The sequence below is a fragment of the Stenotrophomonas sp. YJH_SMC_37 genome, assembly GCF_059370035.1.
The window spans coordinates 142,398-165,149 of sequence record NZ_JCAFTG010000007.1; the positions used below are offsets into that span (position 1 = coordinate 142,398).

Sequence of the window (22,752 nt, forward strand, 5' to 3'; positions counted from 1 at the left end):
GCCCATCAGCCCGCTATGAGGGCCGGATACCGTAGGGTATCCGGCCCTTCCTGTTTCAGCCGATCTGCCGCCACTGCCCCGGCTGCAGGTCGTCCAGGCGGTAGGGTCCCATCGACACGCGGACCAGCCGCAGCGTCGGCAGGTTCACCGCCGCGGTCATCCGCCGCACCTGGCGGTTGCGGCCCTCGCGGATCGTGATCGCCAGCCAACTGTCGGGCACGGTCTTGCGGAAGCGCACCGGCGGATCGCGTGTCCACAGCGACGGCGCCGGATCGAGGCGCTCGATCTTCGCCGGCAAGGTCGGTCCGTCATTCAGCTCCACCCCATCGCGCAGCCGTTGCAGCTGCTCATCGCTGGGCGTGCCTTCCACCTGCACCCAGTAGGTCTTGTCGGCCTTATGCCTGGGATCGGTCAGCTTGTGCGCCAGCGTACCGTTATCCGTCAGCAGCAGCAGGCCTTCGCTGTCATGGTCCAGGCGACCGGCGGCATACACGCGCGGCGGCAGGCCGAACCCGGCCAGCGTCGGCCGCGGCGGTACGCTGCGGTCGGTGAACTGGCAGAGCACGTTGAAGGGCTTGTTGAAGGCGATCAGCATTGCGGGCACGACGGGCGGCAGATGGCGCATTGTCCCATGCCGCGCAACCTCGGCCGAGCGCGGCCCCGGTGCTGCCGGGCATCACGCCGGCCGAGGCTGCGGCGCGATCAACCGAAGACCTTCCACTCCAGCAGGAAAGAGCCCAGCACCAGTGCGATGCCGCACGCCGCGATGACATTGGCCCGGCGCCGCAGGCGAACCGGCGGCGGATTCATGGCACGCGCACGCTCCTCCAGCAGCGCACCGGCAAACAGCACGGCAAACCCCACGGTCGCCACCAGGTCGTAGGCATGGCCACCGTAGAACACGAAGTCAATCAGCCGCGCCAACACCAGCACTGCAACAGCGATATAGAACACCTTCTTCAACTGTCCACTCCATTGGCAGCAGGGCCGGGCCACGCCCGGCGGATACACGTTACGTCCATTGTGACGCCGCAGCGCTCACCGGGCGCAGCCCGGCGCCGCCCGCTACGGCTTGATGAAGCGCAGGGTCATGCGGTCGCTTTCACCGATCGCCTGGTACTTCGCATCATCGGCCTTGTCGTGCTGGTTGGTCGGCGGCAGCGTCCACACGCCGTTCGGGTGGTCCTTGGTGTCGCGCGGGTTGGCGTTGACCTCGCTGCGTGCATCCAGCTTGAAACCAGCCGCCTCGGCCATCGCGATCACCTGCTGCTGGCCGACATAGCCGGTGTCATCATCGTCGGCTACGTCGGCCTTGGCACGATGCTCGACCACGCCCAGCACGCCGCCCGGCTTGAGCACGTTGAAGAAGCCCTGGAACATGCCCTGCGCCTGGCCGGCCTTGCGCCAGTTGTGCACGTTGCGGAAGGTCAGCACCACATCGGCTGAATTGGCCGGGCCGAACACCGGCTTGGCCGGATCGTAGGCGACCACGGCAGTCTTGCCGAACTGTGCCGGCGCACCGGCGTACTTCTTCTCCAGGCTGTCGCGGCTGCGCTGCTGGTAGTCACGGCCGCGGCCTTCGGGCACCGCCATCGGGTCGACCACGGCGGCAACGTAGTGGCCCTTGTCATGCAGCAGCGGCGCCAGGATCTCCGAGTACCAGCCGTTGCCGGGGGTGATCTCGATGACGGTCTTTTCCGGCGTCACCTTGAAGAACGACAGCGTCTGCGCCGGATGACGGAAGCCATCGCGCTTGACGTTGTTGGCATCACGGGTCGACGCCTTCACCGCCGCATCGATGGCCGGCGACACCTCGATCTTCGCCGGCGCGACCGTGGCCGGTGCGGCGAACGCGGGAACAGCAGCAAGCAGGGCCGAAGCAAGCAGCAGTCGGCAACCACGCAGGGACGAAGCAGGCATCATCGGAGTGACTCCAGCGGAAGATGCGGCGAGACTAGCAGCCGCGGCGTCCCAGGTGTTCACAAAACGTTAGCGGCGTGCGCGGCGCGGAACACTGTTTTGTGGTCACCGCCGCAGCACGGTCACACTACGCGTTCTATTCTGGAGCACTTCCCCCAAGGAGTCCGTGCCCATGACGGTAACCCGCGAACTGGGCCGTTCCGGCCTGCATGTACGTCCACTCGCCTTCGGTGGCAACGTGTTCGGCTGGAGCGCCGATGAAAAGGCCAGCTTCGCCCTGCTCGATGCCTTCGTCGACGCCGGCTTCAACCTGGTCGACACCGCCGATGTGTATTCGGCCTGGGTGCCGGGCAACGCCGGCGGCGAATCGGAAACGCTGATCGGCAAGTGGTTCGCGCGCAGCGGCAAGCGCGACAAGGTGGTGCTGGCGACCAAGGTGGCCAAGTGGGCCGAACGCCCCGGCCTGACCCCGGACAACATCAATTCGGCGGTCGAGGATTCGCTGCGCCGGCTGCAGACCGACGTGATCGATCTGTACCAGGCCCACGAGGATGACGAGTCGACGCCGCTGGAAGCCACGCTGGCCGCGTTCGGCCGCCTGATCGAGGCCGGCAAGGTGCGTGCGATCGGTGCTTCCAACTACAGCGCCACGCGCCTGGCCGATGCGCTGAAGGTGTCCACCGACTACAAGTTGCCGCGTTACGAAACCCTGCAGCCGGAGTACAACCTGTACGACCGCGCCGGCTACGAAAAGGAACTGGAACCGCTGGTGCAGCGCGAGCAGATCGGCGTGATCGGCTACTACGCGCTGGCCAGTGGCTTCCTCAGCGGCAAGTACCGCACGCCGGCCGATGCGGCCAAGAGTCCGGCACGTGGCGAGACGGTAGTGAAGCGCTATCTGAACCCGCGCGGCCTGCGCATCCTGCAGGCGCTGGATGACGTGGCCAGCAAGCACGGCGCCAGCGCCGCACAGATCGCGCTGGCGTGGCAGATCGCGCGGCCGTCGATCACTGCGCCGATCGTCAGCGCCACCAGCGTCGAACAACTGCACGATCTGCTGGCAGTAGCCAACGTATCGCTGAGCGTGCAGGATGTCGCGCAGCTGGATGCCGCCAGCGCGGAAGCCTGAGGGCCGGTAGTGCCGGCCGCTGGCCGGCATTGCACGCATACCGAAGAAAATAATTGAACAAATTGGTTGCGCGCGACTAAATCGTGGTTTATCGTGCGCACCTCGTTTCAACAACCACTGGAAACTTCCCTTGAACGCGCATTCCGTCGCCACCGCCAAACTGCTGCCATGCCTGCGCATGGACGTGCTGGCGCGCGCGTTCGGCAAGGAAGACCAGCTTACAACGGCCTGATATCCGCCCTGCGGAGATCGGCCACCCCGATCTCCGAGGCCTGACGACGCCCTCGGAACGCAAGTCCCGGGGGCGTTTTTTTTGCGTCGGCACAAGGACCCGCGATGCCAGAACTGCACCCCGCGCGGCAACCCGCCGCTCACTGACCCAGGCCTTTCCTGCCCCGCCGAAGGATTTACTTCGCGCGACCGGCAGCGCCTGGACATTATCTGCATCGCACCCAAACATTATCGCTCGCCGATAATGTCGGTGGCCTGCACCCTCGATTCTCCAACGGTCCCGTTTCCACCACGGGCTGGTGCGCGCGGCGTTGCCGTGGCGTATGCCGGAGGTCGCGGACATGCCATCGCCTGGATCGCCTGCTGGAGGCAGGCGCCGGTTCGCCGGTACGCGGTTCGATTCCGCGCGGTCCCCAACTGGATAGCTCAGCTTGGTCAGAGCAACGGATCCTGATTCCGTCTGTCGTGGGTTCGACTCCCACTCCAACCACATGACCTGTCACGTCATGACTTGAAGCAACACCCGGGGCGCAAGCCCCAGCGGCCATCGTCGCCATCCACGGACATCGCCTTCGGGCAGGAACGTGGAAGGCAACGGAGCGCACGCCGGGCTCCGGCCCGCCGCCACTGCCAGCCACGTTCCGCACCGGTGCTGCCTGCCGGGAACGACGATGGCAGCACTGCCGGTGCGCCGAAGGCTCCGCGCGCGGACCGTCCGCCGATGGCCGCCCTCTTCCGCTGCCTGCACGCGGTGTGCAGGCGGCCGCGCCACGACCTGATCGACCCGGGTCATGGCGATTCATCCGCAACGGGTCGAACCACCAGAGCCATACAAGGAGAGACTCCCATGTTCTGGACCATCAAGGTCGTGATCGGCGACGGCGAGCGCGGCCTGGTGTATCGCAACCGTCGTTTCCAGCAGATCCTGCTGCCGGGCGTGCACCGCCTGTCGCCGTTCGGCGGCCGGCCGCACGTGGACCTCCACAACGCATCGAAGGGCGCGGCCTACACCGGCAGCGACCAGGACAGCCTGATCGAAGCGCTGGGCGCACAGCTGGACACGCACTTCGTGCTGGCCAACGTCGGCGCCGGCGAGGTCGGCCTGTTGCTGCGCAACGGCCGCATCGATGAAGTGCTGCCGCCGGGCAGCCGCCGTCTGTACTGGCGCGGTTCGGTCGACACCCAGGTACGCGTCATGGCGCTGGGTGACGATCCGCGCATTCCGGCGGACGTGCAGCAGCGCCTGGGCCAGTTGGGCGTGCTGCCGCGTGTGGCGGTGATCAGCACCGTGCCGAGCGAGTCGGTGGGCCTGCTGTTCATCGACGGCACGCTGCGGCAGACGCTGGATGCCGGCCTGCACGCGTTCTGGAACTTCAACGGCAACGTGTCGGTGGAGCGTGTGGAACTGCGTGCACGTTCACTGGACGTGTCCGGCCAGGAGCTGCTCAGCCGCGACAAGGTGACCCTGCGGGTGAACCTGGCCGCGACCGTGCAGGTGGTCGACCCGGTGCGTGCACACCGCACGCTCAGCAATGCCGATGAGTTCATCTATCGGCAGCTGCAGTTCGGCCTGCGCCAGGCGATTGCCGTGCGCAGCCTGGATGAGCTGCTGGGTGACAAGGCGGCGCTGGACGGCGAGATCGCCTCACATGTGCAGGCGGCAATCGAGGGCCACGGCGTGCGGTTGCTCAGCGTCGGCATCAAGGACGTGATCCTGCCGGGCGAGATGAAGGAGATCCTCAACGGCGTGGTGCTGGCCGAGAAGCAGGCCCAGGCCAGCGTGATCCGTCGCCGCGAGGAGGCCAACGCCACGCGATCACAGCTCAACACCGCAAAGCTGATCGAGGACAACCCGGTGCTGATGCGCTTGAAGGAGCTGGAGGCACTGGAGAAGGTCACCGAGAAGATCGACACGCTCACCGTGTTCGGCGGCCTGGATGGCGTGCTGAAGCAGCTGGTGACGATCAGGTAGGGGGTAGCGGCGGCGCAGGGACGCGCCGCCGGCCCATCAAGGACATACACGAAGACATGGACACTCAACACAACTATCAATGGCTGCACGTCGAGGGCACCACGCCGATCAAGGGCTGGGTCAACGGTGTGCCGCTGGAAGCGCAGGCGCATGAGCAGCTGCGCAACATCGCCGCGATCCCGTTCGTCGGGCCGTGGGTGGCCGTGATGCCGGACGTGCACCTGGGCAAGGGCGCGACCGTCGGCTCGGTGATCCCGACCCGCGGTGCGATCATCCCGGCCGCGGTCGGCGTTGACATCGGCTGCGGCATGGCGGCGGTGCGCACCACGCTGCGCGCCAACGACCTGCCCGACGACCTGCGGCAGCTGCGCAACAGCATCGAGCGCAGCATTCCGGTCGGCAACGGGCGCGGCGGCGAGCATCACCGCATGCCCGACAGCATCCACACGCGGCTGGTGCAGTCCGGGCTGGCCGACGGCCTGGAGAAGATCAAGGACAAGCACCGCAGGATCCGCACCGATAAGCTGGACCGCCAGCTGGGTACGCTGGGCGGCGGCAACCACTTCATCGAACTGTGCCTGGACGAGACGGATACGGTGTGGGTGATGCTGCACAGCGGCTCGCGCGGCACCGGCAACCTGATCGGTACCTACTTCATCGAGAAGGCGCGCGAGGAACTGGCCCGGCGCGTGCTGGGCTTCCACCTGCCGGACAAGGACCTGGCGTTCTTCATGGAAGGCGAGCCGCTGTTCGATGACTACGTCGAAGCCGTGTCGTGGGCGCAGGACTACGCCCGGCAGAACCGCGAGGCGATGATGTCGCGCGTGCTGGCCGAGATGCGCCACCGGCTGCCGAAGTTCCAGCTGGCGGCAATGGCGGTGAACTGCCACCACAACTATGTACAGAAGGAAACGCACCACGGGCAGGAGCTGCTGGTGACCCGGAAGGGGGCCGTCAGCGCTCGCGAGGGTGAGCTGGGCATCATTCCCGGCAGCATGGGCACGCGCAGCTACATCGTGCGTGGCAAGGGCAACGCGGACAGCTTCCACAGCTGCAGCCACGGTGCCGGCCGGGTGATGAGCCGTGGCGCCGCGCGCCAGCAGATCACGCTGGCCCAGCATCGCGAGGCCACCGCGCACGTGGAATGCCGCAAGGACAGCGGCGTGCTGGACGAGTCACCGGCCGCGTACAAGTCGATCGACGATGTGATGGCCGCGCAGCTGGACCTGGTCGACGTGGTGCACACCCTGCGCCAGGTGTTGTGCGTGAAGGGGTAACGGAGCGGTGCCGGCCAAGGCCGGCACCCACCGCACCCGATTGCAGTAGATCCACGCCATGCGTGGATGGAACAGCGCCGACCAAGGTCGGCCTCTACCTGTGCAACGTTCAGCGCGCGATGCTGTCTTCGGCCACCAGCGCGTGGTGCACGCCGATGCCCGCGCGCACGCCTTCGGCCATGGCCAGGGTGATGTTGCCGACCGTCGTCGCATCGCCTGCGGCATACACGTTCGGCACCGAGGTCTGCTTCATCGCATCGACCTCGATCAGCACGCCCAGCGGGCTCTCGACCAACGTGCAGCCCAGCTGCTGCACCAATGGCGTGGCCATCACCTGGGCGGCCGGCACGAACAAGGCACGCTGGGCGATTCGGCGGCCGTCGGCCAGCTCCACTTCCAGCCAGGTCGGCTGGTCGCCCTGCACGCCCAGCACGGGTGATGTCTCGATCTGCACGCCGCGCTGCTGCATGGCGGCGCGTTCCTCATCCGTGATGTCCAGTCCCATGCTGAAGAACGTGACATTGCCCCAGTCGGCGAACAGCGGCGCCTTGCTGGCGGACATCGGATGACCGCCAAGCAGGCCAATGGCACCACCACCCACTTCATAGCCATGACAGTACGGGCAGTGCAGCACGGTGCTGCCCCAGCGCTCGGCGAGGCCCGGCAACGCCGGCAACTGGTCGGCGATGCCGCTGGCCAGCAGCAGCTTGCGCGCGGCCAGCACCTGGCCATCGGCGGTACGCACTTCCACGCCTTCGGCGCGGGCGGTGGCCTGCACGGCTTCGGCATGCACCCAACGCACTGTGGGGTAGTCCAGCAGCTGCTGTCGCGCGGTCTTCAGCAGCTCGGCGCCGCTGATGCCATCCAGCCCCAGCACGCCGTGCGAATGGCCGGCGAAACGGTTGCGCGGTGAACCGGCATCGATGACGGTGACCGGGCGACGGGCGCGGGCGAGGATCAGGCCGGCGGCAATGCCGGCATAGCTGCCGCCGACGATGAGCACATCAGGATTCATGATGACCTTCCAGGGAACGGTGATGGGCGAGATGGCGGGCGAAGTCGGCGCCAAGCTGGTCCAGCGTGGTCGCCTGCAGCCGCGCTTCGAGCAGGCGCTGCGCTTCGCGCGCCCCATCGAGCAAGGCGCTGTTGACCAGCCGCTGGATCGGGCAGCCACCGCCGGAGTCGCGGGCGCCGACCTGCACCAGCGGTGGTGCGCCCACAGCCAGATAGATGTCATGCAGGGTGATCGTTGCAGCATCACGGGCCAGGTGGCTGCCACCGCCATGGCCACGGGCGCTGCGAACCAGGCCCGCCCTGTGCAGCTGCGCCAGCAGACGGCGGATCACCACCGGATGGGTCGGCAGGCAGGACGCCAGCTGCTCGGAGGTGCGCGGGCCGTCCTGGCCGACCAGATGCGCCATCACGTGAAGGGCGTCGGAGAGCGGGTTCGCGGTCTTCATGTAACTACGATAGTTACATTTATATCCCCTGTCCAGGGTCCACATTTGTTCCATACGGACACATTTGTCCTATGAAACAGTTCCTTCACATCACTAAACGAAACGCTAATGTGATTTATGTCGCACTTCAGCGGGAGCTTGGCGGGTCGATACCGCAATGCCCCTTCCCGAGAGTGCTTCCCCATGAATGCGTCTGTCCGTGCTCCGCGCCTGCAGTCCAAGCTGCTCGGCGCGGTGTCTGTTGGCTTGGCCGTGGTCCTGCTGTGCGCGCTGGCTGGCCTGGCCTCCGCCTGGTTCAAGTTGTCCACCGAGGTTCCGCCCGAAGTCACGCACAGCCGCGACGCCGAACGCCTGCAGCGTGAGTTCCGCGGCCAGGTGCAGGAATGGAAGAACGTGCTGCTCCGCGGCCACGACGACGCGTTGCGTCAGCGCCACCTGGACGCTTTCGACAACGAAGGCCGCCTGGTCGAACGGCTGGCCAAGGGCCTGGTGACCAGCCCGGACGCGCGCACGCGTGAACTGGCGCAGGCGTTCGTTGGCCTGCACGCGCAGCTGCAGCAGGACTATCACGCGGCGCTGCAGGCATTTGCCGCGGCCGGCTACGATCCCGCCGCCGGCGACAATCTGGTGCGTGGCAAGGACCGCCCGGTGGCGACCGCACTGGATGCGCTGAGCACGCATGCCACGCAGGTGGCCGAAGCAACCGTAGCGGCGCGGTCGCAGCAGGCCCGGCAGACCCTGCTGCTGTGCGCGGCGCTGACCGTGCTGGCCGCCGTGTTGCTGCTGATGGGCCTGGCCTGGTGGCTGCGGCGCGCGGTGGTGCAGCCGGTGCTGGCAGTGGAAGCCGCTGCGCGTGCCGTGGCCGCCGGTGATCTGCAGCACGTGGTGCAGGTGCGCAGCCGCGACGAGATCGGTCGCCTCGCGCAGGCGATGCAGGCGGTGCAGTCCACGCTGCGCGGCGTACTGGACGCACAGGCGACGATGGCGCAGGCGCATGACGCCGGCAGCATCAGCCATCGCATGGAGGCCAGTGCGTTCCCGGGCGCGTTCGGCACCATGGTGGCCGACTGCAACACGCTGGTTGACGCGCACATCCAGGTGAAGATGCGCGCGATCTCGATCATGGGCCGCTATGCCGTCGGTGACCTCAGCCAGGACATGGAACGCCTGCCCGGCGAAAAGGCCGTGATCACCAACGCATTGGATACGGCCAAGGCCAATCTCGGCATGATCAACGGCGAGATCCGCCGCCTGGCCGAAGCCGCCGCCGCCGGTGACTTCAGCCAGCGCGGCGACAGCGCACGCTTCGAGCATGATTTCCGCGCAATGGTCGACGGCTTGAACCGATTGATGCAGACCACTGAACTGAACCTCGGCGAGGTCTCCAGCATGCTGCGCGCGATTGCCGATGGCCGCCTCGGCGCGCGCATGCACGGTGATTTCCAGGGCGTGTTCGCGCGTATCGCCGGCGACGCCAACACCACCGCTACGCAGCTGGCAACCATCGTCACCGACATCAAGCACGCCTCCGGCAACATCCACACGGCGGCGGCGGAGATCGCCGCCGGCAACAACGATCTGTCGCGCCGTACCGAACAGCAGGCCGCCAACCTGGAAGAGACGGCGGCATCGATGGAGGAACTGACCTCCACCGTGCGCCAGAACGCAGAGCATGCGCGCCAGGCCAACCAGCTGGCGATCGGCGCGCACACCGTTGCCTCTCACGGCGGCAGCGTGGTCGGCCAGGTGGTGGCAACGATGGATGCCATCGAAACCTCGTCGCGGCAGATCGCCGAGATCATCAGCGTGATCGACGGCATCGCCTTCCAGACCAACATCCTGGCGCTGAACGCCGCGGTGGAAGCGGCACGCGCCGGCGAGCAGGGCCGCGGCTTCGCGGTGGTTGCCAGCGAAGTGCGCACCCTGGCACAGCGTTCGGCGGCAGCCGCGAAGGAGATCAAGGCGTTGATCGAAGCGTCGGTGGAACAGGTCGGCCACGGTGCACGGCGCGTGCGCGAGGCCGGTGACACCATGGCCGAGATCGTGGCGTCGGTGCAGCGCGTCACTGACATCATGGCCGAGATCTCCGCCGCCTCGCAGGAGCAGAGCGCGGGCATCGAACAGGTCAGCCAGACCGTGATCCAGATGGACGGCACCACCCAGCAGAATGCCGCGTTGGTGGAGGAAGCCAGCGCCGCCGCGCGCAGCCTGGAACAGCAGGCGAACCGCCTGATCGACGCGGTGGATGTGTTCGACCTGTCGACCACCGCCGCAGCGAAGGACGCGCTGATGCGCGCGGCCTGATTGATCCGGTTGCCGGCCAGCGGCCGGCACTACCGTGGAGCGCAGACAGGGGGAGTGCCGGCCGCTGCCCGCCAGCTCCCAACGCTGCATGGGTGGCGGCATGAACAGCGCGGACCAACGGTCCGCACCCACCACCACCTGCCGTCGTACGCGTCGATGCAATGCACCGTTGCCGGCATGCACACGGCCGCTGGCCTACCCTTTCGTGGATATTCCCGCCTCCCTCCCCCTCTGCTGGAGCCCCCCATGACTGTCCCCGCCTTCGGTCTCGGCACCTTCCGCCTGAAAGACCAGACCGTGATCGATTCCGTGCGCAACGCGCTGGAGGTCGGCTACCACGCCATCGATACCGCGCAGATCTACGGCAACGAAGCCGAGGTCGGCCAGGCCATCGCCGATTCCGGCGTGCCGCGCGAAGAGATCTACCTGACCACCAAGGTCTGGATCACCGCGTTCAAGCGCGAAGCGCTACTGGCCAGCCTGCGTACCAGTCTGGAAAAGCTGCGTACCGATCATGTGGACCTGACGCTGATCCACTGGCCGTCGCCGAACGACAAGGTCGACGTGCCGATGGAGGAGTACCTGCCGGCGCTGGCCGAGGCCAAGGCACAGGGCCTGACGAAGGCGATCGGCATCTCCAACTTCACCATCGCCCAGACCCGCAAGGCCATCGAGATCCTTGGCGCCGATGCCATCGCCACCAACCAGATCGAGATCCATCCCTACCTGCAGAACCGCCTGCTGGTGAAGTTCCTGCAGGACAACGGCATCCACGTCACCGCCTACATGAGCCTGGCCTATGGCGAGGTGACCAAGGATCCGGTGATCCAGGCCATTGCCGGCCGCCACCAGGCCACTCCGGCGCAGATCGCGCTGGCCTGGGCGCTGCAGCAGGGCTTCTCGGTCATTCCGTCCTCGACCAAGCGCGAGAACCTGGCCAGCAACCTGGAAGCGGCAGCGATCCGCCTGACCGACGAAGACATGGCGCAGATCGCCAAGCTGGATCGTGGGCACCGCCTGGCCAATCCGGAAGGCATTGCGCCGGCCTGGGATTGAAGAGCGGCCGCCGGGCATGGCCCGGCGCTACCGGATACGCGTGGGTAGCGCCGGGCCATGCCCGGCGGATCCATCAGGTCTGCAACAACCAGCCTCGCATTGCCGCACTGACCTCATCCGGCTTTTCCATCGGTGCCAGGTGCCCGCAGTCCGGCACCACCACCAGCTGCGAGTGCGGCACCAGGGCGTGCATTTCCTCGCTCACCGCCAGCGGCGTGATGCGATCGTTGGCGCCGCACACGATCAGCAGCGGATCGCGATAACCAGCCAGCACATCATGGCCATCACGGCGTTCCAGTGCGCTCTGGCGCAAGAATACTTCCGCGCCCAGGCGAGCGGTCATGTCGCGCACGCGTTGCACCAGCACGTAATCGTCCAGCCGCGAGGCATCGATGTAGCTGCGCATCAGCGCATCACCAAAGCCATGGAACCTGCCGGGCAGGCGCACGCTGGCGCGCTGGCTGCGGCGCTGCTCGGCACGTTCCGGTGAATCGGCGTGGATCGAGGAATCGATCAACGCCAGCTGCAGCACGCGTTCCGGTGCGATGCGCAGGATCTGCTGGGCGACGAAACCGCCCAGCGAGAACCCGGCCAACGCAAAGCGCTCCGGCGCCTGTGCCAGCACGTCCTCGGCCACCGCCTGCAGGGTTTCGCCACGGGTCTGGTCGCCTACCGTGCAATCGGCGATGTCGGCAAGATCAGCCAACTGTGAGCGCCACAGCTCAGCGTCGTTGAGCAGGCCAGGCAGCAGCAGCAGGGGGATACGGTCGGTCATGGGGGTATTGTCGCGCCAGCACGGTGACGGAACCATGCCGCAACAGGGGGCGGATTGTAGCGTCGAGCCACGTTCGACGGCTGCATAGCCAGTGGCGCATGGCTCGACGCTACAGAAGACAGCGGCGGAGCCGCTCTTTGGCGACACCATCACCATCTACACCGCGCTGTGCGAACAGGCCGCGAGGAAACCTGGCGCAGCAGAGACAAGCAAGCACGGCAGCTGGCTGCCAACCCGATCATCGGCATGCGCTACGACGCCATCTATGTGATGACCGGGCTGACCGTGCGGCTGTGCTATGGCACGGCGGTGGCGGTGGAGCCGCAGCGGTGACCCTGTAGAGCCGAGCCCATGCTCGGCTCAGGCGTGCCCGTGAGATGTAAGGCAGCCGAGCGCAGGCTCGGCTCTACAACGGGGTTCCGGGCACTTCGACCTGCTGCACCGGCAAGGTCACCATCATCACCGTCGGGTCATCCGGGTCCAGCTTCGTCTTGAAGCCCAGGCTCTGGCACATCGCCAGCATGGTACTGTTCTCGCGCAGCACCTGGCCTTCGACCACGTCCAGGCCCAGCCACTTGGCGTACTCGATCATGATCGCCATCAGCCGCCAGCCGATGCCATGGCCCTTCAGGTCCGAGCGGATCAGGATGCCGTACTCACCGCGGTGGTAATCCGCATCGGCGTGCAGGCGCACCGCGCCAAGCATTTCGCCACTGCGCGGTTCGATCGCCACCAGTGCGATCGAGCGTGCGTAGTCGAGCTGGGTCAGGCGCGCGATGAACTCGTGGCTGAAGTGCTTCACCGACTGGAAAAAGCGCAGGCGCAGGTCCTCGTCGCTGACGCGGGCGAAGAACGCACGGAACAGCGCGTCGTCCTCCGGCCGCACCGGACGCACGAAGGCACGGCCGCCATCGGACAGTTCGATGGTGCGCTCCCACTCCTTCGGGTACGGGAACACCGAGAAGCGCGGATGGCCACGGCCCTTGTGCAGGATGCGCGACGGCGCCACCGCCACGCGTGCGTCGAGGGCGAGGATGCCCTTGCCGTCGACCAGCAACGGATTGATGTCCAGCGTACGCACTTCGGGGATGTCGGCGGCCAGCTGTGCCAGCTTGACCAGCGCCAATGCCAGTGCGCGCTCGTCGGCGGCAGGCACATCGCCATAGGCCTTGAGGATGCGCGAGGCGCGCGTCTGGCCGATCAGCTCGTGGGCCAGGCGCAGGTCCAGCGGCGGCAGCGCCAACGCCTTGTCATTGATGACTTCAACCGCGGTACCGCCACGGCCGACCACGATCACCGGGCCGAACGTCGCGTCATCGGCAATACCGACGATCAACTCGCGCGCCTTCGGGCGAACGATGGTCGGCTGCACAAGCAGACCATCGATGCGCGCATCCGGCCGCAGCTGGCGTGCACGCGACAGGATCGCGTTGGCCGCGCTCTGCACCGCCGGCAGGGTGGACAGGTTCAGGCGCACGCCGTCCACTTCCGACTTGTGCGGAATATCCGGCGAGAGAATCTTCAGCGCGACCGTGGCACCGCGTTCCAGCAGCGGCTGCGCCAGATCCATCGCCTCGTGCGCGTCACGCGCATGCATCACCGGCGCGGAGAGAATGCCGTAGGCCTTGAGCAGTTCATGCGTAGCCAGCGGGTCCAGCCACTGCTGGCCGTTGGTCAGCGCGGCATCGACCAGTGCGCGCGCGGCGGCCGTGTCGACGCTGAAGTCCTGCGGCAGGCTGGGCGGCGTTTCCATCAACGCGTTCTGCGCTTCGCGGTAGCGCACCAGATGCTGGAAGCCACGTACGGCTTCGGCCTCGGTCGGATAGGTCGGCACCCGCGCCGCGTTGAGCGTGGCGGTGGCCTGGTCATCGTTGCCCAGCCACACCGCGAACACCGGCTTGTCGCGATGATGGCGCGGGCGCAGGCCGAGCGTGCGGGTGAGTGCCTGCGCGGCGTCCGCCGATGAGGTGAACGCGGTCGGCACGTTGACCACCATCACCGCGTCGTTCTCGTTGTCGGCCAGCAGCGCTTCGATGGCCGCGGCATAGCGGTCACCATCGGCGTCGACCACGATGTCGACCGGATTGCTGCGCGACCAGCCCTGTGGCAATACTGCATCGAGCTTCTGCACCGTGCTGTCGGACAGGGTGGCCAGCGTGCCTTGCAGCGCGATCAGCTGGTCCACGGCAAGGCGACCGACGCCGCCACCATTGCTGAGAATGGCCAGGCGGCGGCCAGGGAAGGTGCCCAGCCGCCCCAGTGTTTCGGCGGCGGTGAACAGCTCGTCCAGCGCACCGACGCGCAGCAGGCCGGCGCGGTTGAAGGCGGCACCGTACACATCATCGGCACGGGCCAGGGCCTGCACATGGGTATCGCGGCTGCCCGGCTGCACGCGCTCGGCGCGCCCCGACTTCACCACCACCACCGGCTTGGCGCGGGCGGCGGCACGCGCGGCCGACATGAACTTGCGCGCGTCCTTGATCTGCTCGACGTAGAGCAGGATGGCGCGGGTACGGTAGTCGGTGGCGAAGTAGTCGAGCAGGTCGCCGAAGTCGACGTCCATCGTATCGCCCAGCGAGACCACGGCGGAGAAGCCGACCGAGCGCGCTACGCCCCACTCCACCAGCGCGGCGGCGATCGCCGAGGATTCGGAAATCAGGGCGAGGTCGCCTGCCTGCGGGAAATGTGCGGCGATACTGGCATTGAGTCGCGCGTGCGGTGCAATCACACCCAAGCAGTGTGGGCCGAGGATGCGCAGGCCATGCTTGCGCGCCACCGCCTCCACCTGCGCCGACAGCGAGCCCGGGCCTTCACCCAGGTGCGCGGTGAGGATGATCGCCGCCTGCACGCCACGTTCGGCGGCAGTGCGCACCACCTGCGGCACGATGGCCGCTGGTGCGGTGATCACCGCCAGGTCGGGGACCCAGTCCAGGTCCTTCAGCCGCTTGACCGTGCGGATGCCATCGATCTCGGCATGCCGCGGATTGATCCACGCCACCTTGCCGGGGAAGCCGGTGCCGCGCAGGTTGCGCATCACCGCGCGGCCGGCCGAACGCTCACGCGGACTGCCGCCGATCACCGCGACCGACTGCGGACGGAACACGGACTGCAGGTGGTAGGTACTCATGCGCCTACGGTACACGGACTGGCGCGGCAACGGCATGATCGTGCGCAAGGTCCTGACACCGCACCCACGCATGACGTGGATCTACCGCCGGGACCAGTAGATCCACGTCATGTGTGGATGACGCTCCCGTTACAACAGCGTGCCGTGCAGGATCATGGCGGCGATGCTGAAATAGATCACCAGGCCGGTCACGTCCACCAGGGTGGCCACGAACGGGGCCGAGGCGCTGGCCGGGTCGAAACCGAGCCGCTTGAGGATGAAGGGCAGCATCGAGCCGGACAGCGAACCGAAGGTGACGATGCCGACCAGCGCGGCACCGATGGTGATCGCCAGCAGGATCCAGTGCTCGCCGTAGTCATGCAGGCCACCCAGCTGCCAGATCACGATGCGCACGATGGCCAGGCAGCCGAGGATCGCGCCCAGCACCATGCCGGTGGGCACTTCGCGCAGGGCCACCTTCCACCAGTCGCGCAGGCGCAGCTCGCGCAGCGCCAGGCTGCGGATCAGCAGCGAAGTGGCCTGCGAACCGGAGTTGCCGCCCGAACTCATGATCAGCGGAATGAACAGGGTCAGCACCACCGCGCGCGCCAGTTCGTCCTCATAGTGCTGCATCGCGCTGGCGGTCAGCATCTCGCCCAGGAACAGCACGCTCAGCCAGCCGGCGCGCTTGCGCAGCATCTCCAGGAAGCCGATCTGCATGTAGGGCTTGTCCAGTGCCTCCATGCCGCCGAACTTGTGCGCGTCCTCGGTCGATTCCTCGATCAGCGCGTCGAGCACGTCGTCCACGGTGACGATGCCGAGCATCTGCTGCTGTGCATCGACCACCGGGATCGCCAGCAAGTCGTGGCGACGGATCAGCCGTGCCACTTCTTCCTGGTCCATCAGTGCGTCCACCGTCACCGGTGGATTGACCTGGGCCACGTCCAGGATCGACTCCTCCGGCAGGCCGGTGATCAGCCGGCGCATGGTCACCACCTGCTGCAGCTGCTGGCTGGACGGCTCCAGCACGTAGATCGCGTACACCGTTTCACGGGTGCGCTCGACCTGGCGGATGTGCTGCAGGGTCTGCGCCACGGTCCAGCTGGCGGGTACCGCCACGTACTCGGTGGTCATCAGCGCACCGGCGGTGTTCGGCGGGTAGCTGAGCAGCTTCTGGATGGCCTGGCGGGCGTCGGTGCCCAGCAGCGGGATCAACCGCGCGCGTTCTTCCTCATCCAGCTCATGGACGATGTCGGTGGCGCGGTCGTCGGCCATCAAGCCGAGCAGGGCGGCAGCGCGCGCCGGTGGCAGCGCTGCCACCAGCTCGCCACTGCGGTGCAGTTCCGGCGCTTCCAGCATTTTCACTGCACGCGGCAACGGAAGGGCAGCCAGCGTTTCCGCGCCGCGGGTCAGCTCCAGCGTGTTGAGGAATTCCACCGCATCGGCAGTGTTGAAGTTCGCCAGCGGCGCGGCCAGTGCGGCGGCATCGGCCACCGGGCGCAGCAATTGCTTCTGGTTCATCGGGTTTGCCTTGTGGGGGTGCGACCTCGCGCAACGCCAACGCAGGCAAACCGTCCCGATGTCAGGCGGTGGCCATCGCTGGCGTCGAACGAGGTCGACTTCTACTGTCGCTGGACATGGGTTGGGGACTCCGGGATGCGTGTGCCGGCGGACGCGCCGCCAGCGGCGGGCAGTCTGGACCCGTGGACCATGCAGGTCAACCCGGTTCCGCCGCGGCAGCACCCTGCCCGCAGGTTGTTCTCGTGCATGCACAGGCCGGCGCGCATAATGGCGCGGTGGTGTTCGCCACGCTTTTCCCAACCCGAACGGACGCACAGCGGCTCCCCCGATGACCAGGTATTCCCATGCATAGCGGTGGTCTGGAACTGGCGCTGGTGCTGCTGCTGGCGGCGGTCATCGCCGTGCCGGTGTTCAAGAAGTTCGGCTTCGGCGCGGTGCTGGGCTACCTGGCGGCCGGTGTGGTGCTGGGCCCGGACGGGCTGGGCTTCGTGCAGGACGCCGACCGCATCCTCGGCGCCGCCGAGATCGGCGTGGTGATGCTGCTGTTCGTGATCGGCCTGGAGCTGTCGCCGGCACGCCTGAAGGTGATGCGGCGCTCGGTGTTCGGCGCCGGTGCGGCACAGGTGGCGCTGTCCGGGCTGGTGCTGGGCGGCCTGCTGCTGCTCGACCACTTCCAGTGGAAGAGCGCGCTGGTGGTAGGTGTGGCGCTGGCGCTGTCATCCACGGCGGTGGGCCTGCAGCTGCTGTCCGAGCACAAGGCGATCAACAGCGACCATGGCCGGCTCGGGTTCGCCATCCTGCTGTTCCAGGACCTGATCGCGATTCCGCTGCTGGCGGCCATCCCGCTGCTGGGCGGGGTGAAGAACGAGACTCTGCGCTGGGAAGACGCCGCCGTGGCCCTCGGTGCGCTGGCAGTGGTGATCCTGTGCGGGCGACCGGTGCTGCGCAAGGTGTTCAGCATCATCGCCCGCACCCGCAGCCCGGAAGTGTTCACCGCCACCGCACTGCTGGTGGTGCTGGGCACCGCCTGGTTCATGCAGGAAGCCGGCCTCAGCCCCAGCCTCGGCGCGTTCCTGGCCGGCGTGCTGCTGTCCGATTCGGAGTTCCGGCATGAGCTGGAAGCGCAGATCGAGCCGTTCAAGGGCCTGCTGCTGGGCCTGTTCTTCATCGCGGTGGGCATGGGCATCGACCTGGACCGCATCGCGGCCGAGCCGTGGATGATCGCGGCTGGCGTCGGCATCCTGCTGGTGGTCAAGTTCAGCCTGCTGTACGCGATCGGCCGCATCGCCCGGCTCAGTCCGCGGCAGTCGCTGCTGCTGGGCAGCGTGTTGTGGCTGGGCGGCGAGTTCGCTTTCGTGGTGTTCAACGAAGCGCAGCGCGCGCACCTGCTCGGCAATGCCAACCACGACCGGCTGGTGGCGATCGTGGGCCTGTCGATGGCGATCACGCCGCTGCTGATGATCGCGCTGCTCAAGCTGCTCGGCCAGGAGAAGGCCGCACCGCGCGAGGCAGCCGAGGCCGACAAGGTGGCGCCGGACAACCGCCCCAAGGTGCTGATCGCCGGAATGGGCCGCTTCGGCCAGGTCATCGCACGCCTGCTGACCGCGCAGAAGGTGCCCTTCGTGGCGCTGGAGGCGAACCCGGACACCGTGGCCGACCTGCGCCGTTTCGGCAACCAGCTGTATTACGGCGACCCGACCCGGCCGGAGATGCTGCGTGCGGCGGGCGGCGAGCACATCGATGTGTTCGTGATCACCGTGGACGACCCGGAGACCAACCTGCGCGCGGTGCGCATGGTGCGCCGGCTGTACCCGGACGCGAAGGTGCTGGCGCGTGCGCGCAACCGCCAGCATGCCTGGCGCCTGATGGACATGTCGGCCGAGCCGTTCCGTGAGGTGTTCGGCACCAGCCTGGAGATGAGCGGGCGCGTGCTGACCGCATTGGGCGTGGCGCCGGACGTGGCCGAACGCCATGTGCAGCGCTTCCGCGAGCATGATGAGCAGCTGCTGCGTGACCAGTATCTGGTGTACGACGACGAAGCGGCCGTGATCCAGACCTCGCGCGATGCACGCAACGACCTGATGCATCTTTTCGAGGCCGACGCGGAAAGGGACGGCGAGTAGGTGTGCCGACCAACGGTCGGCACCCACCCAATCAATGGCGGACCCGGTAGTGCCGGCCGCTGGCCGGCAATCCCGTGTTCCCGGAGATGTCATGAGGTAGCCGGCCAGCGGCCGGCACTACCGTTTTCCAGCGATCAGCCGTTGTCGCGCAGGAACCGCGCCATCGACGAAACGCCCGGCACGCGCGGTTCGAACTCACCGGCCACGTCGATGAAGCCGCGCATCACGGCGATCTCGCGCGGACTGCGGTTGAGGCTGTCGCGCACTTCCGGATCGGCACCTGCGCGCAGCAGGCGCTGCACCAGCAGCGGCAGGCCATGCAGCGCGGCCAGGTGCAGCGGACCGAAGCCGCGCGGATCGCGTACGTCCAGGCTCACGTCCTCATCCAGCAGGCGTTCCACCGCCGCCATCACCACCTGCTCGTCGCAGGCGGTACCCGGCTCGGCGCGAGCGCCCAGCAGCAGCAGCAGGGGCGTGACCGAACCGGCGGCGGCCTGGTCCGGCTCGGCGCCCGCCAACAGCAGGGTGTCGAGCAGGGCCAGCAGGCGCGAGCGGTCGCGGGCACTGAAACCGTACAGCGCGGCACAGTGCAGCGGGCCCAGCTGCTGCGCGTCACCGGCATGCACGTCGGCACCGGCAGTGAGCAGGCGCGCGACGATGTCCGGCAGACCCAGCGCCGAGGCCAGCATCAGCACGGTCACCCCGCCCGGCAGGCGATGTTCCAGCTTGGCGCCGGCATCGAGCAGGGCCGAAACGATGTCCACCTGGCGCATGCTGACCGCCGCCGACAGCGGCGTCGCGCCACTGGCCGCGGCGTGCTGCGGATCGGCGCCGCGCGCCAGCAGCAGGTCGGTCACCGCCAGGTGGCCGCCACCGGCTGCACGCAGCAGTGCGGTGCAGCCCTGTGCGTCGACCGCGTCGACGGCAAATCCCAGATCGATCAGGCGGCGCACGGCGTCTACATCACCGGCCATCGCAGCGGCCGGCAGATCGGCCTCGCGCAGGGTACGGCGCGGCAACGGCCACACCCGCCAGTCCAGCCAGTCGGCCAGATCACGGCGACCGATCGACAGCGCCACGCCCAACGGCGTCTGGCCGTCGGCGGCGCGGGCTTCCGGCGAGGCACCGTGCTGCACCAGCAGCTTCAGTGCGCCTTCGCGGGCCAACGCGGTGGCCAGGTGCAATGCGGTCATGCCGTGGCTGTCGCGCGCTTCACGATCAACACCGGCCTTGAGCAGGGCCTGCTGCAGGCGCAGCCAGCCCAGGCGCACCGCGAGCGACAGCGGCGGATCGCCGGCCGGCGAGGCGGCGAACGGATCGGCGCCACGTTCCAGCAGTTCCAGTGCCAGCTGTTCCAGGCCACGGGCGGCCTGGTCGTGCTGCGCACACGCTGCGAGGAAGCGTGCCAGGCCACCGCGTCCGGCCGGCGACAGGCCACGCTGCAGCATGACCTGCAGCGCCGGCACCGCGTCGATGCCGCGCGACAACAGCGCGAACATCGGCGTGTCGGAACAGGCGTCACGCACGTAGGGATCGGCACCGTGGGCCAGCAGCCAGTCGACCGCACGCGGCTCCAGCGCCAGCTCCGGATCGAGCAGCAGGCCACCCAGCTCTTCCGGCTGGCACAGCTTGGCCAGCGCGGCCATGCCTTCGGTGTTGCCGAAGCCCAGCGCTTCGCGCAGCAGGGTCAGCGGCGGGCGGTCCGGCAGCAGGCCACTTGCGCCGGCGGCTTCGCCACGCTCGGCCAGTCCATCGCTGACCGCAGCCGGCAATGGATAGGACGGGTCCAGCAGAGCCACGATCGCCCAGCGGCCGGCTTCGGCGGCATAGTCCACCGCACGGCGGCCGACCGGATCGGTGGCATCGGCGGCGATGCCGAGTTCGACCAGGCGCTTGATCAGCAGCGGCGAGACATCCTCGGCCATCGCCGCCAGCTGCACCGCATTACGGCCTTCGCCGTCCACCGCGACCAGGTCCGGCTTGTGCGGCAGCAGATGCTCGATCACGGCGGCGCGACCTGCACGGGCCGCTTCCAGCCACGGCGTACGGCCCAGCGCATCGCGCGCTTCCAGATTGGCGCCGGCAGCCAGCAGCACGCCGATGATCTCGACGTGACCGGCCAGCGCCGCTTCATGCAACGCGCTGCGACGCTGGCGATCACGCGCGTCGGCCCGCGCCTTGTGCTTGAGCAGCAGCTGCACGCCCGCCGGATCGTCGTCCTCGGTGGCGGCGGCGGCCAGCAGCACCGGGGTGCCATCGGCCGGTTCGCAGCGTGCACCGCGTTCGAGCAGGAAACGGGCCAGGCGCCAGTTGCCGACCTGGCAGGCCACGGCCAGCGGCGACCAGCCCTCGTTGTTCAACGCATCGACTTCGGCGGCGGCATCGCGCAGCAGCGCCGCCACACCCGGGTCGGAACTGCGCGCGGCATGGTGCAGCGGCGTGTTGCCATCGCTGTCGGTGGCACGCGAGTCGGCACCGTTGGCGAGCAGGGTCATCACCGCCTCGGGGCGGCCATGCCAGCTGTCACGGGTGGCGGCCAGCAGCGGGGTCATGCCCCGGTGCGGTGCGTTCACATCGACGCCGCGGGCGATCAGCTCGCGCAGCAGGCGCAGGTCCGGCAGCACCGCTGCCAGCACCGCCAGGCTGCGCTGGTCGCGCCAGTTCGGGTCCGGCAGCGCATACGGATCGGCACCGGCCTGCAGCAGTTGCAGGCCCCGGTCGATGCGGCCATGGCGGGCGGCTTCATACAGCGCCGGGGTCAGCTCCTGCGGCGCCATCGCCTCCAGCGGCGTGGTTTCGACCGCAGCGGAGAACATCGGTTCGCGCTCGTCGCTGGCCGTGGCCAGTGGGCCTGCGCGCAGCGACACCAGCGGTGCCGGCGCCACCCGCTGCAGCAGCAGGTGCAGCACGGGAGACAGCAGCACCACCGCCAGCGCGGCGGGCCAGTGTGCGCTTTCCGGCAGCAGCCCCGGCCAGGCCGGCAGCACCACCAGCGCGGCCAGCGCGATCACCAGCGCGGCCACACCGAGGCCGCGCCAGGCGCCCAGGTCACGCCCCGCCAGCGCCTGCCAGTGCTGGGCCAGGCTGCCGTCGAGGCGTTCGACATCGTTCCACAACGGCCAGGTGCGCCAGGCGGCGAGCAGGCCGGCACTGACCAGCACGCTCAGGCCCAGCACCGCCGCAAGGCTGCCGCTGTCGCGCAGCGCCGCCAGCGGCCAGGCCAGCAACAGCGCCAGCAGCAGCGGCGCGGCCGTCCACAACGCCAGCAGCGCCGGCAGGTCCTGGCGAGCGACCACCTTCAGCGGCAGCAGCGCGCGGCTGCGACGCCACCATGAGATCGCCAGCGCGAACGCTGGCTGCGCCAGTGCGGCCAGGACGGCACCCGGGAAGCCGCCCACGGCGGCGCCCAGCGCCAGCACCGCGCCCGCGGCGAAGGCAATTGACACAAGGCGCGGACGGGAGGCGTCAGTCATAGTGGCGCGGCATCAGGCTGGCCACCGACGGCGGCACCTGCAGGTAGAACCCGCGCTCGCTCATTTCGCTGCGGACCTTTTCCGGGTCAGCCTGCGCCAGGCGGCGCTGGGCATCCAGGGCCACCTCCAGGACGAAGGCGAGCGTCCCCAGCGAGGTGAGCAGCGGCGCGGGCAGCGCGCTGAAATCATCGCGACGGGGAACGTAGACGTAGGTGTCCGGCTTGAGTTGGCTTTTATAGACGTAGGCGTGCATGTCCGCGGGACGATAACCCGGGAAGAGCCATGATTGTGTCGGAAAGCCGACACCGGGGAAAGCCGTCAGCCGACGTTGGCGGCGTGATCGACGGCGTTTCCCCGGCGAGGTTCAGCAATGTGGCGGCGTCGTTCAGCCACGGCTGCCACCAC

At 68.1% G+C, this 22,752-nt stretch carries 16 protein-coding genes, 1 tRNA gene and 1 pseudogene; 8 read left to right on the forward strand and 10 right to left on the reverse strand.

The window, feature by feature from the left end; genetic code table 11:
• Positions 1–55 precede the first annotated feature (55 nt).
• The 3 genes from AC5P8J_RS11985 to AC5P8J_RS11995 all read right to left on the reverse strand — a co-directional run bounded on the left by AC5P8J_RS11985 (position 56) and on the right by AC5P8J_RS11995 (position 1,923).
• The gene (locus AC5P8J_RS11985; protein WP_026347220.1) at positions 56–595 is read right to left on the reverse strand and encodes a pseudouridine synthase; all 540 of its coding nucleotides are present in this window, start codon (positions 593–595) and stop codon (positions 56–58) included.
• 107 nt (positions 596–702) lie between these two features.
• The gene (locus AC5P8J_RS11990; protein ID WP_224329425.1) at positions 703–954 is read right to left on the reverse strand and encodes a hypothetical protein; all 252 of its coding nucleotides are present in this window, start codon (positions 952–954) and stop codon (positions 703–705) included.
• Between the two features lie 111 nt (positions 955–1,065).
• Positions 1,066–1,923 (reverse strand): class I SAM-dependent methyltransferase, encoded by an 858-nt coding sequence (locus tag AC5P8J_RS11995; protein ID WP_483017071.1) that lies wholly within the window; start codon positions 1,921–1,923, stop codon positions 1,066–1,068.
• A gap of 169 nt (positions 1,924–2,092) precedes the next feature.
• On the opposite strand from AC5P8J_RS11995, the gene AC5P8J_RS12000 reads away from it, so the two are divergent.
• From AC5P8J_RS12000 to AC5P8J_RS12015, 4 genes are all read left to right on the forward strand, one after another.
• Entirely contained in the window at positions 2,093–3,049 is a 957-nt protein-coding gene (locus tag AC5P8J_RS12000; protein ID WP_227853730.1) for an aldo/keto reductase, read from the forward strand.
• Between the two features lie 649 nt (positions 3,050–3,698).
• Positions 3,699–3,770: transfer RNA gene (locus AC5P8J_RS12005), tRNA-Gln, on the forward strand.
• Positions 3,771–4,127: 357 nt separating this feature from the next.
• Positions 4,128–5,252: a slipin family protein gene (locus tag AC5P8J_RS12010; protein WP_227853729.1), complete on the forward strand. Its 1,125-nt coding sequence runs from the start codon at positions 4,128–4,130 to the stop codon at positions 5,250–5,252.
• 56 nt (positions 5,253–5,308) lie between these two features.
• On the forward strand, positions 5,309–6,529 hold the full coding sequence (locus AC5P8J_RS12015; protein ID WP_019661691.1) for an RtcB family protein: 1,221 nt from the start codon (positions 5,309–5,311) through the stop codon (positions 6,527–6,529).
• 109 nt (positions 6,530–6,638) lie between these two features.
• Here the strand turns inward: AC5P8J_RS12015 and AC5P8J_RS12020 are convergent, their stop codons facing one another.
• Together AC5P8J_RS12020 and AC5P8J_RS12025 are read right to left on the reverse strand one after the other, a co-directional pair.
• A complete protein-coding gene (locus AC5P8J_RS12020) occupies positions 6,639–7,544 on the reverse strand; it encodes an NAD(P)/FAD-dependent oxidoreductase (RefSeq protein ID WP_021203479.1) in 906 nt (301 codons plus the stop codon).
• Positions 7,534–7,989: an Rrf2 family transcriptional regulator gene (locus AC5P8J_RS12025; RefSeq protein ID WP_021203480.1), complete on the reverse strand. Its 456-nt coding sequence runs from the start codon at positions 7,987–7,989 to the stop codon at positions 7,534–7,536. Before AC5P8J_RS12025 ends, AC5P8J_RS12020 begins: the two co-directional genes overlap by 11 nt.
• Before the next feature lie 183 nt (positions 7,990–8,172).
• On the opposite strand from AC5P8J_RS12025, the gene AC5P8J_RS12030 reads away from it, so the two are divergent.
• The gene (locus tag AC5P8J_RS12030) at positions 8,173–10,293 is read left to right on the forward strand and encodes a methyl-accepting chemotaxis protein (protein WP_134730890.1); all 2,121 of its coding nucleotides are present in this window, start codon (positions 8,173–8,175) and stop codon (positions 10,291–10,293) included.
• A gap of 246 nt (positions 10,294–10,539) precedes the next feature.
• Positions 10,540–11,349, forward strand: a complete 810-nt coding sequence (dkgB, locus tag AC5P8J_RS12035; RefSeq protein WP_227853728.1) for a 2,5-didehydrogluconate reductase DkgB — start codon at positions 10,540–10,542, stop codon at positions 11,347–11,349.
• A gap of 73 nt (positions 11,350–11,422) precedes the next feature.
• Here the strand turns inward: dkgB and AC5P8J_RS12040 are convergent, their stop codons facing one another.
• Positions 11,423–12,124: an alpha/beta fold hydrolase gene (locus tag AC5P8J_RS12040; protein ID WP_227853727.1), complete on the reverse strand. Its 702-nt coding sequence runs from the start codon at positions 12,122–12,124 to the stop codon at positions 11,423–11,425.
• 136 nt (positions 12,125–12,260) lie between these two features.
• On the opposite strand from AC5P8J_RS12040, the pseudogene AC5P8J_RS12045 reads away from it, so the two are divergent.
• Positions 12,261–12,457 (forward strand): annotated as a pseudogene (locus tag AC5P8J_RS12045) (heavy metal-binding domain-containing protein); the annotation flags it as partial.
• A 73-nt stretch (positions 12,458–12,530) separates the two neighbouring features.
• Here the strand turns inward: AC5P8J_RS12045 and AC5P8J_RS12050 are convergent.
• Complete coding sequence (locus AC5P8J_RS12050) at positions 12,531–15,251, reverse strand: bifunctional acetate--CoA ligase family protein/GNAT family N-acetyltransferase (RefSeq protein ID WP_227853726.1); 2,721 nt, start codon at positions 15,249–15,251, stop codon at positions 12,531–12,533.
• Positions 15,252–15,380: 129 nt separating this feature from the next.
• Positions 15,381–16,751: a magnesium transporter gene (gene mgtE / locus AC5P8J_RS12055; protein ID WP_021203486.1), complete on the reverse strand. Its 1,371-nt coding sequence runs from the start codon at positions 16,749–16,751 to the stop codon at positions 15,381–15,383.
• A 344-nt stretch (positions 16,752–17,095) separates the two neighbouring features.
• On the opposite strand from mgtE, the gene AC5P8J_RS12060 reads away from it, so the two are divergent.
• Complete coding sequence (locus AC5P8J_RS12060) at positions 17,096–18,874, forward strand: monovalent cation:proton antiporter-2 (CPA2) family protein (RefSeq protein ID WP_180876357.1); 1,779 nt, start codon at positions 17,096–17,098, stop codon at positions 18,872–18,874.
• 134 nt (positions 18,875–19,008) lie between these two features.
• Here AC5P8J_RS12060 and AC5P8J_RS12065 read toward each other — a convergent pair whose 3' ends face one another.
• Together AC5P8J_RS12065 and AC5P8J_RS12070 are read right to left on the reverse strand one after the other, a co-directional pair.
• Positions 19,009–22,347, reverse strand: coding sequence for an ankyrin repeat domain-containing protein (locus AC5P8J_RS12065; protein ID WP_197575335.1), 3,339 nt, complete (start codon positions 22,345–22,347; stop codon positions 19,009–19,011).
• The gene (locus tag AC5P8J_RS12070) at positions 22,340–22,600 is read right to left on the reverse strand and encodes a YcgL domain-containing protein (protein WP_014648833.1); all 261 of its coding nucleotides are present in this window, start codon (positions 22,598–22,600) and stop codon (positions 22,340–22,342) included. Before AC5P8J_RS12070 ends, AC5P8J_RS12065 begins: the two co-directional genes overlap by 8 nt.
• Positions 22,601–22,752: the final 152 nt, after the last annotated feature.

What these genes read in the sequence shown, in the direction of transcription:
- AC5P8J_RS12010 (WP_227853729.1), top strand. Translation starts at nt 4,128, where the DNA reads ATGTTCTGGACCATCAAGGTCGTGATCGGCGACGGCGAGCGCGGCCTG.
- AC5P8J_RS11995 (WP_483017071.1), bottom strand. Translation starts at nt 1,923, where the DNA reads ATGATGCCTGCTTCGTCCCTGCGTGGTTGCCGACTGCTGCTTGCTTCG.
- AC5P8J_RS12060 (WP_180876357.1), top strand. Translation starts at nt 17,096, where the DNA reads ATGCATAGCGGTGGTCTGGAACTGGCGCTGGTGCTGCTGCTGGCGGCG.
- AC5P8J_RS12050 (WP_227853726.1), bottom strand. Translation starts at nt 15,251, where the DNA reads ATGAGTACCTACCACCTGCAGTCCGTGTTCCGTCCGCAGTCGGTCGCG.
- AC5P8J_RS12025 (WP_021203480.1), bottom strand. Translation starts at nt 7,989, where the DNA reads ATGAAGACCGCGAACCCGCTCTCCGACGCCCTTCACGTGATGGCGCAT.
- AC5P8J_RS11985 (WP_026347220.1), bottom strand. Translation starts at nt 595, where the DNA reads ATGCTGATCGCCTTCAACAAGCCCTTCAACGTGCTCTGCCAGTTCACC.
- AC5P8J_RS12020 (WP_021203479.1), bottom strand. Translation starts at nt 7,544, where the DNA reads ATGAATCCTGATGTGCTCATCGTCGGCGGCAGCTATGCCGGCATTGCC.
- mgtE (WP_021203486.1), bottom strand. Translation starts at nt 16,751, where the DNA reads ATGAACCAGAAGCAATTGCTGCGCCCGGTGGCCGATGCCGCCGCACTG.
- AC5P8J_RS12015 (WP_019661691.1), top strand. Translation starts at nt 5,309, where the DNA reads ATGGACACTCAACACAACTATCAATGGCTGCACGTCGAGGGCACCACG.
- AC5P8J_RS12030 (WP_134730890.1), top strand. Translation starts at nt 8,173, where the DNA reads ATGAATGCGTCTGTCCGTGCTCCGCGCCTGCAGTCCAAGCTGCTCGGC.
- dkgB (WP_227853728.1), top strand. Translation starts at nt 10,540, where the DNA reads ATGACTGTCCCCGCCTTCGGTCTCGGCACCTTCCGCCTGAAAGACCAG.
- AC5P8J_RS12040 (WP_227853727.1), bottom strand. Translation starts at nt 12,124, where the DNA reads ATGACCGACCGTATCCCCCTGCTGCTGCTGCCTGGCCTGCTCAACGAC.
- AC5P8J_RS12000 (WP_227853730.1), top strand. Translation starts at nt 2,093, where the DNA reads ATGACGGTAACCCGCGAACTGGGCCGTTCCGGCCTGCATGTACGTCCA.
- AC5P8J_RS12065 (WP_197575335.1), bottom strand. Translation starts at nt 22,347, where the DNA reads ATGACTGACGCCTCCCGTCCGCGCCTTGTGTCAATTGCCTTCGCCGCG.
- AC5P8J_RS12070 (WP_014648833.1), bottom strand. Translation starts at nt 22,600, where the DNA reads ATGCACGCCTACGTCTATAAAAGCCAACTCAAGCCGGACACCTACGTC.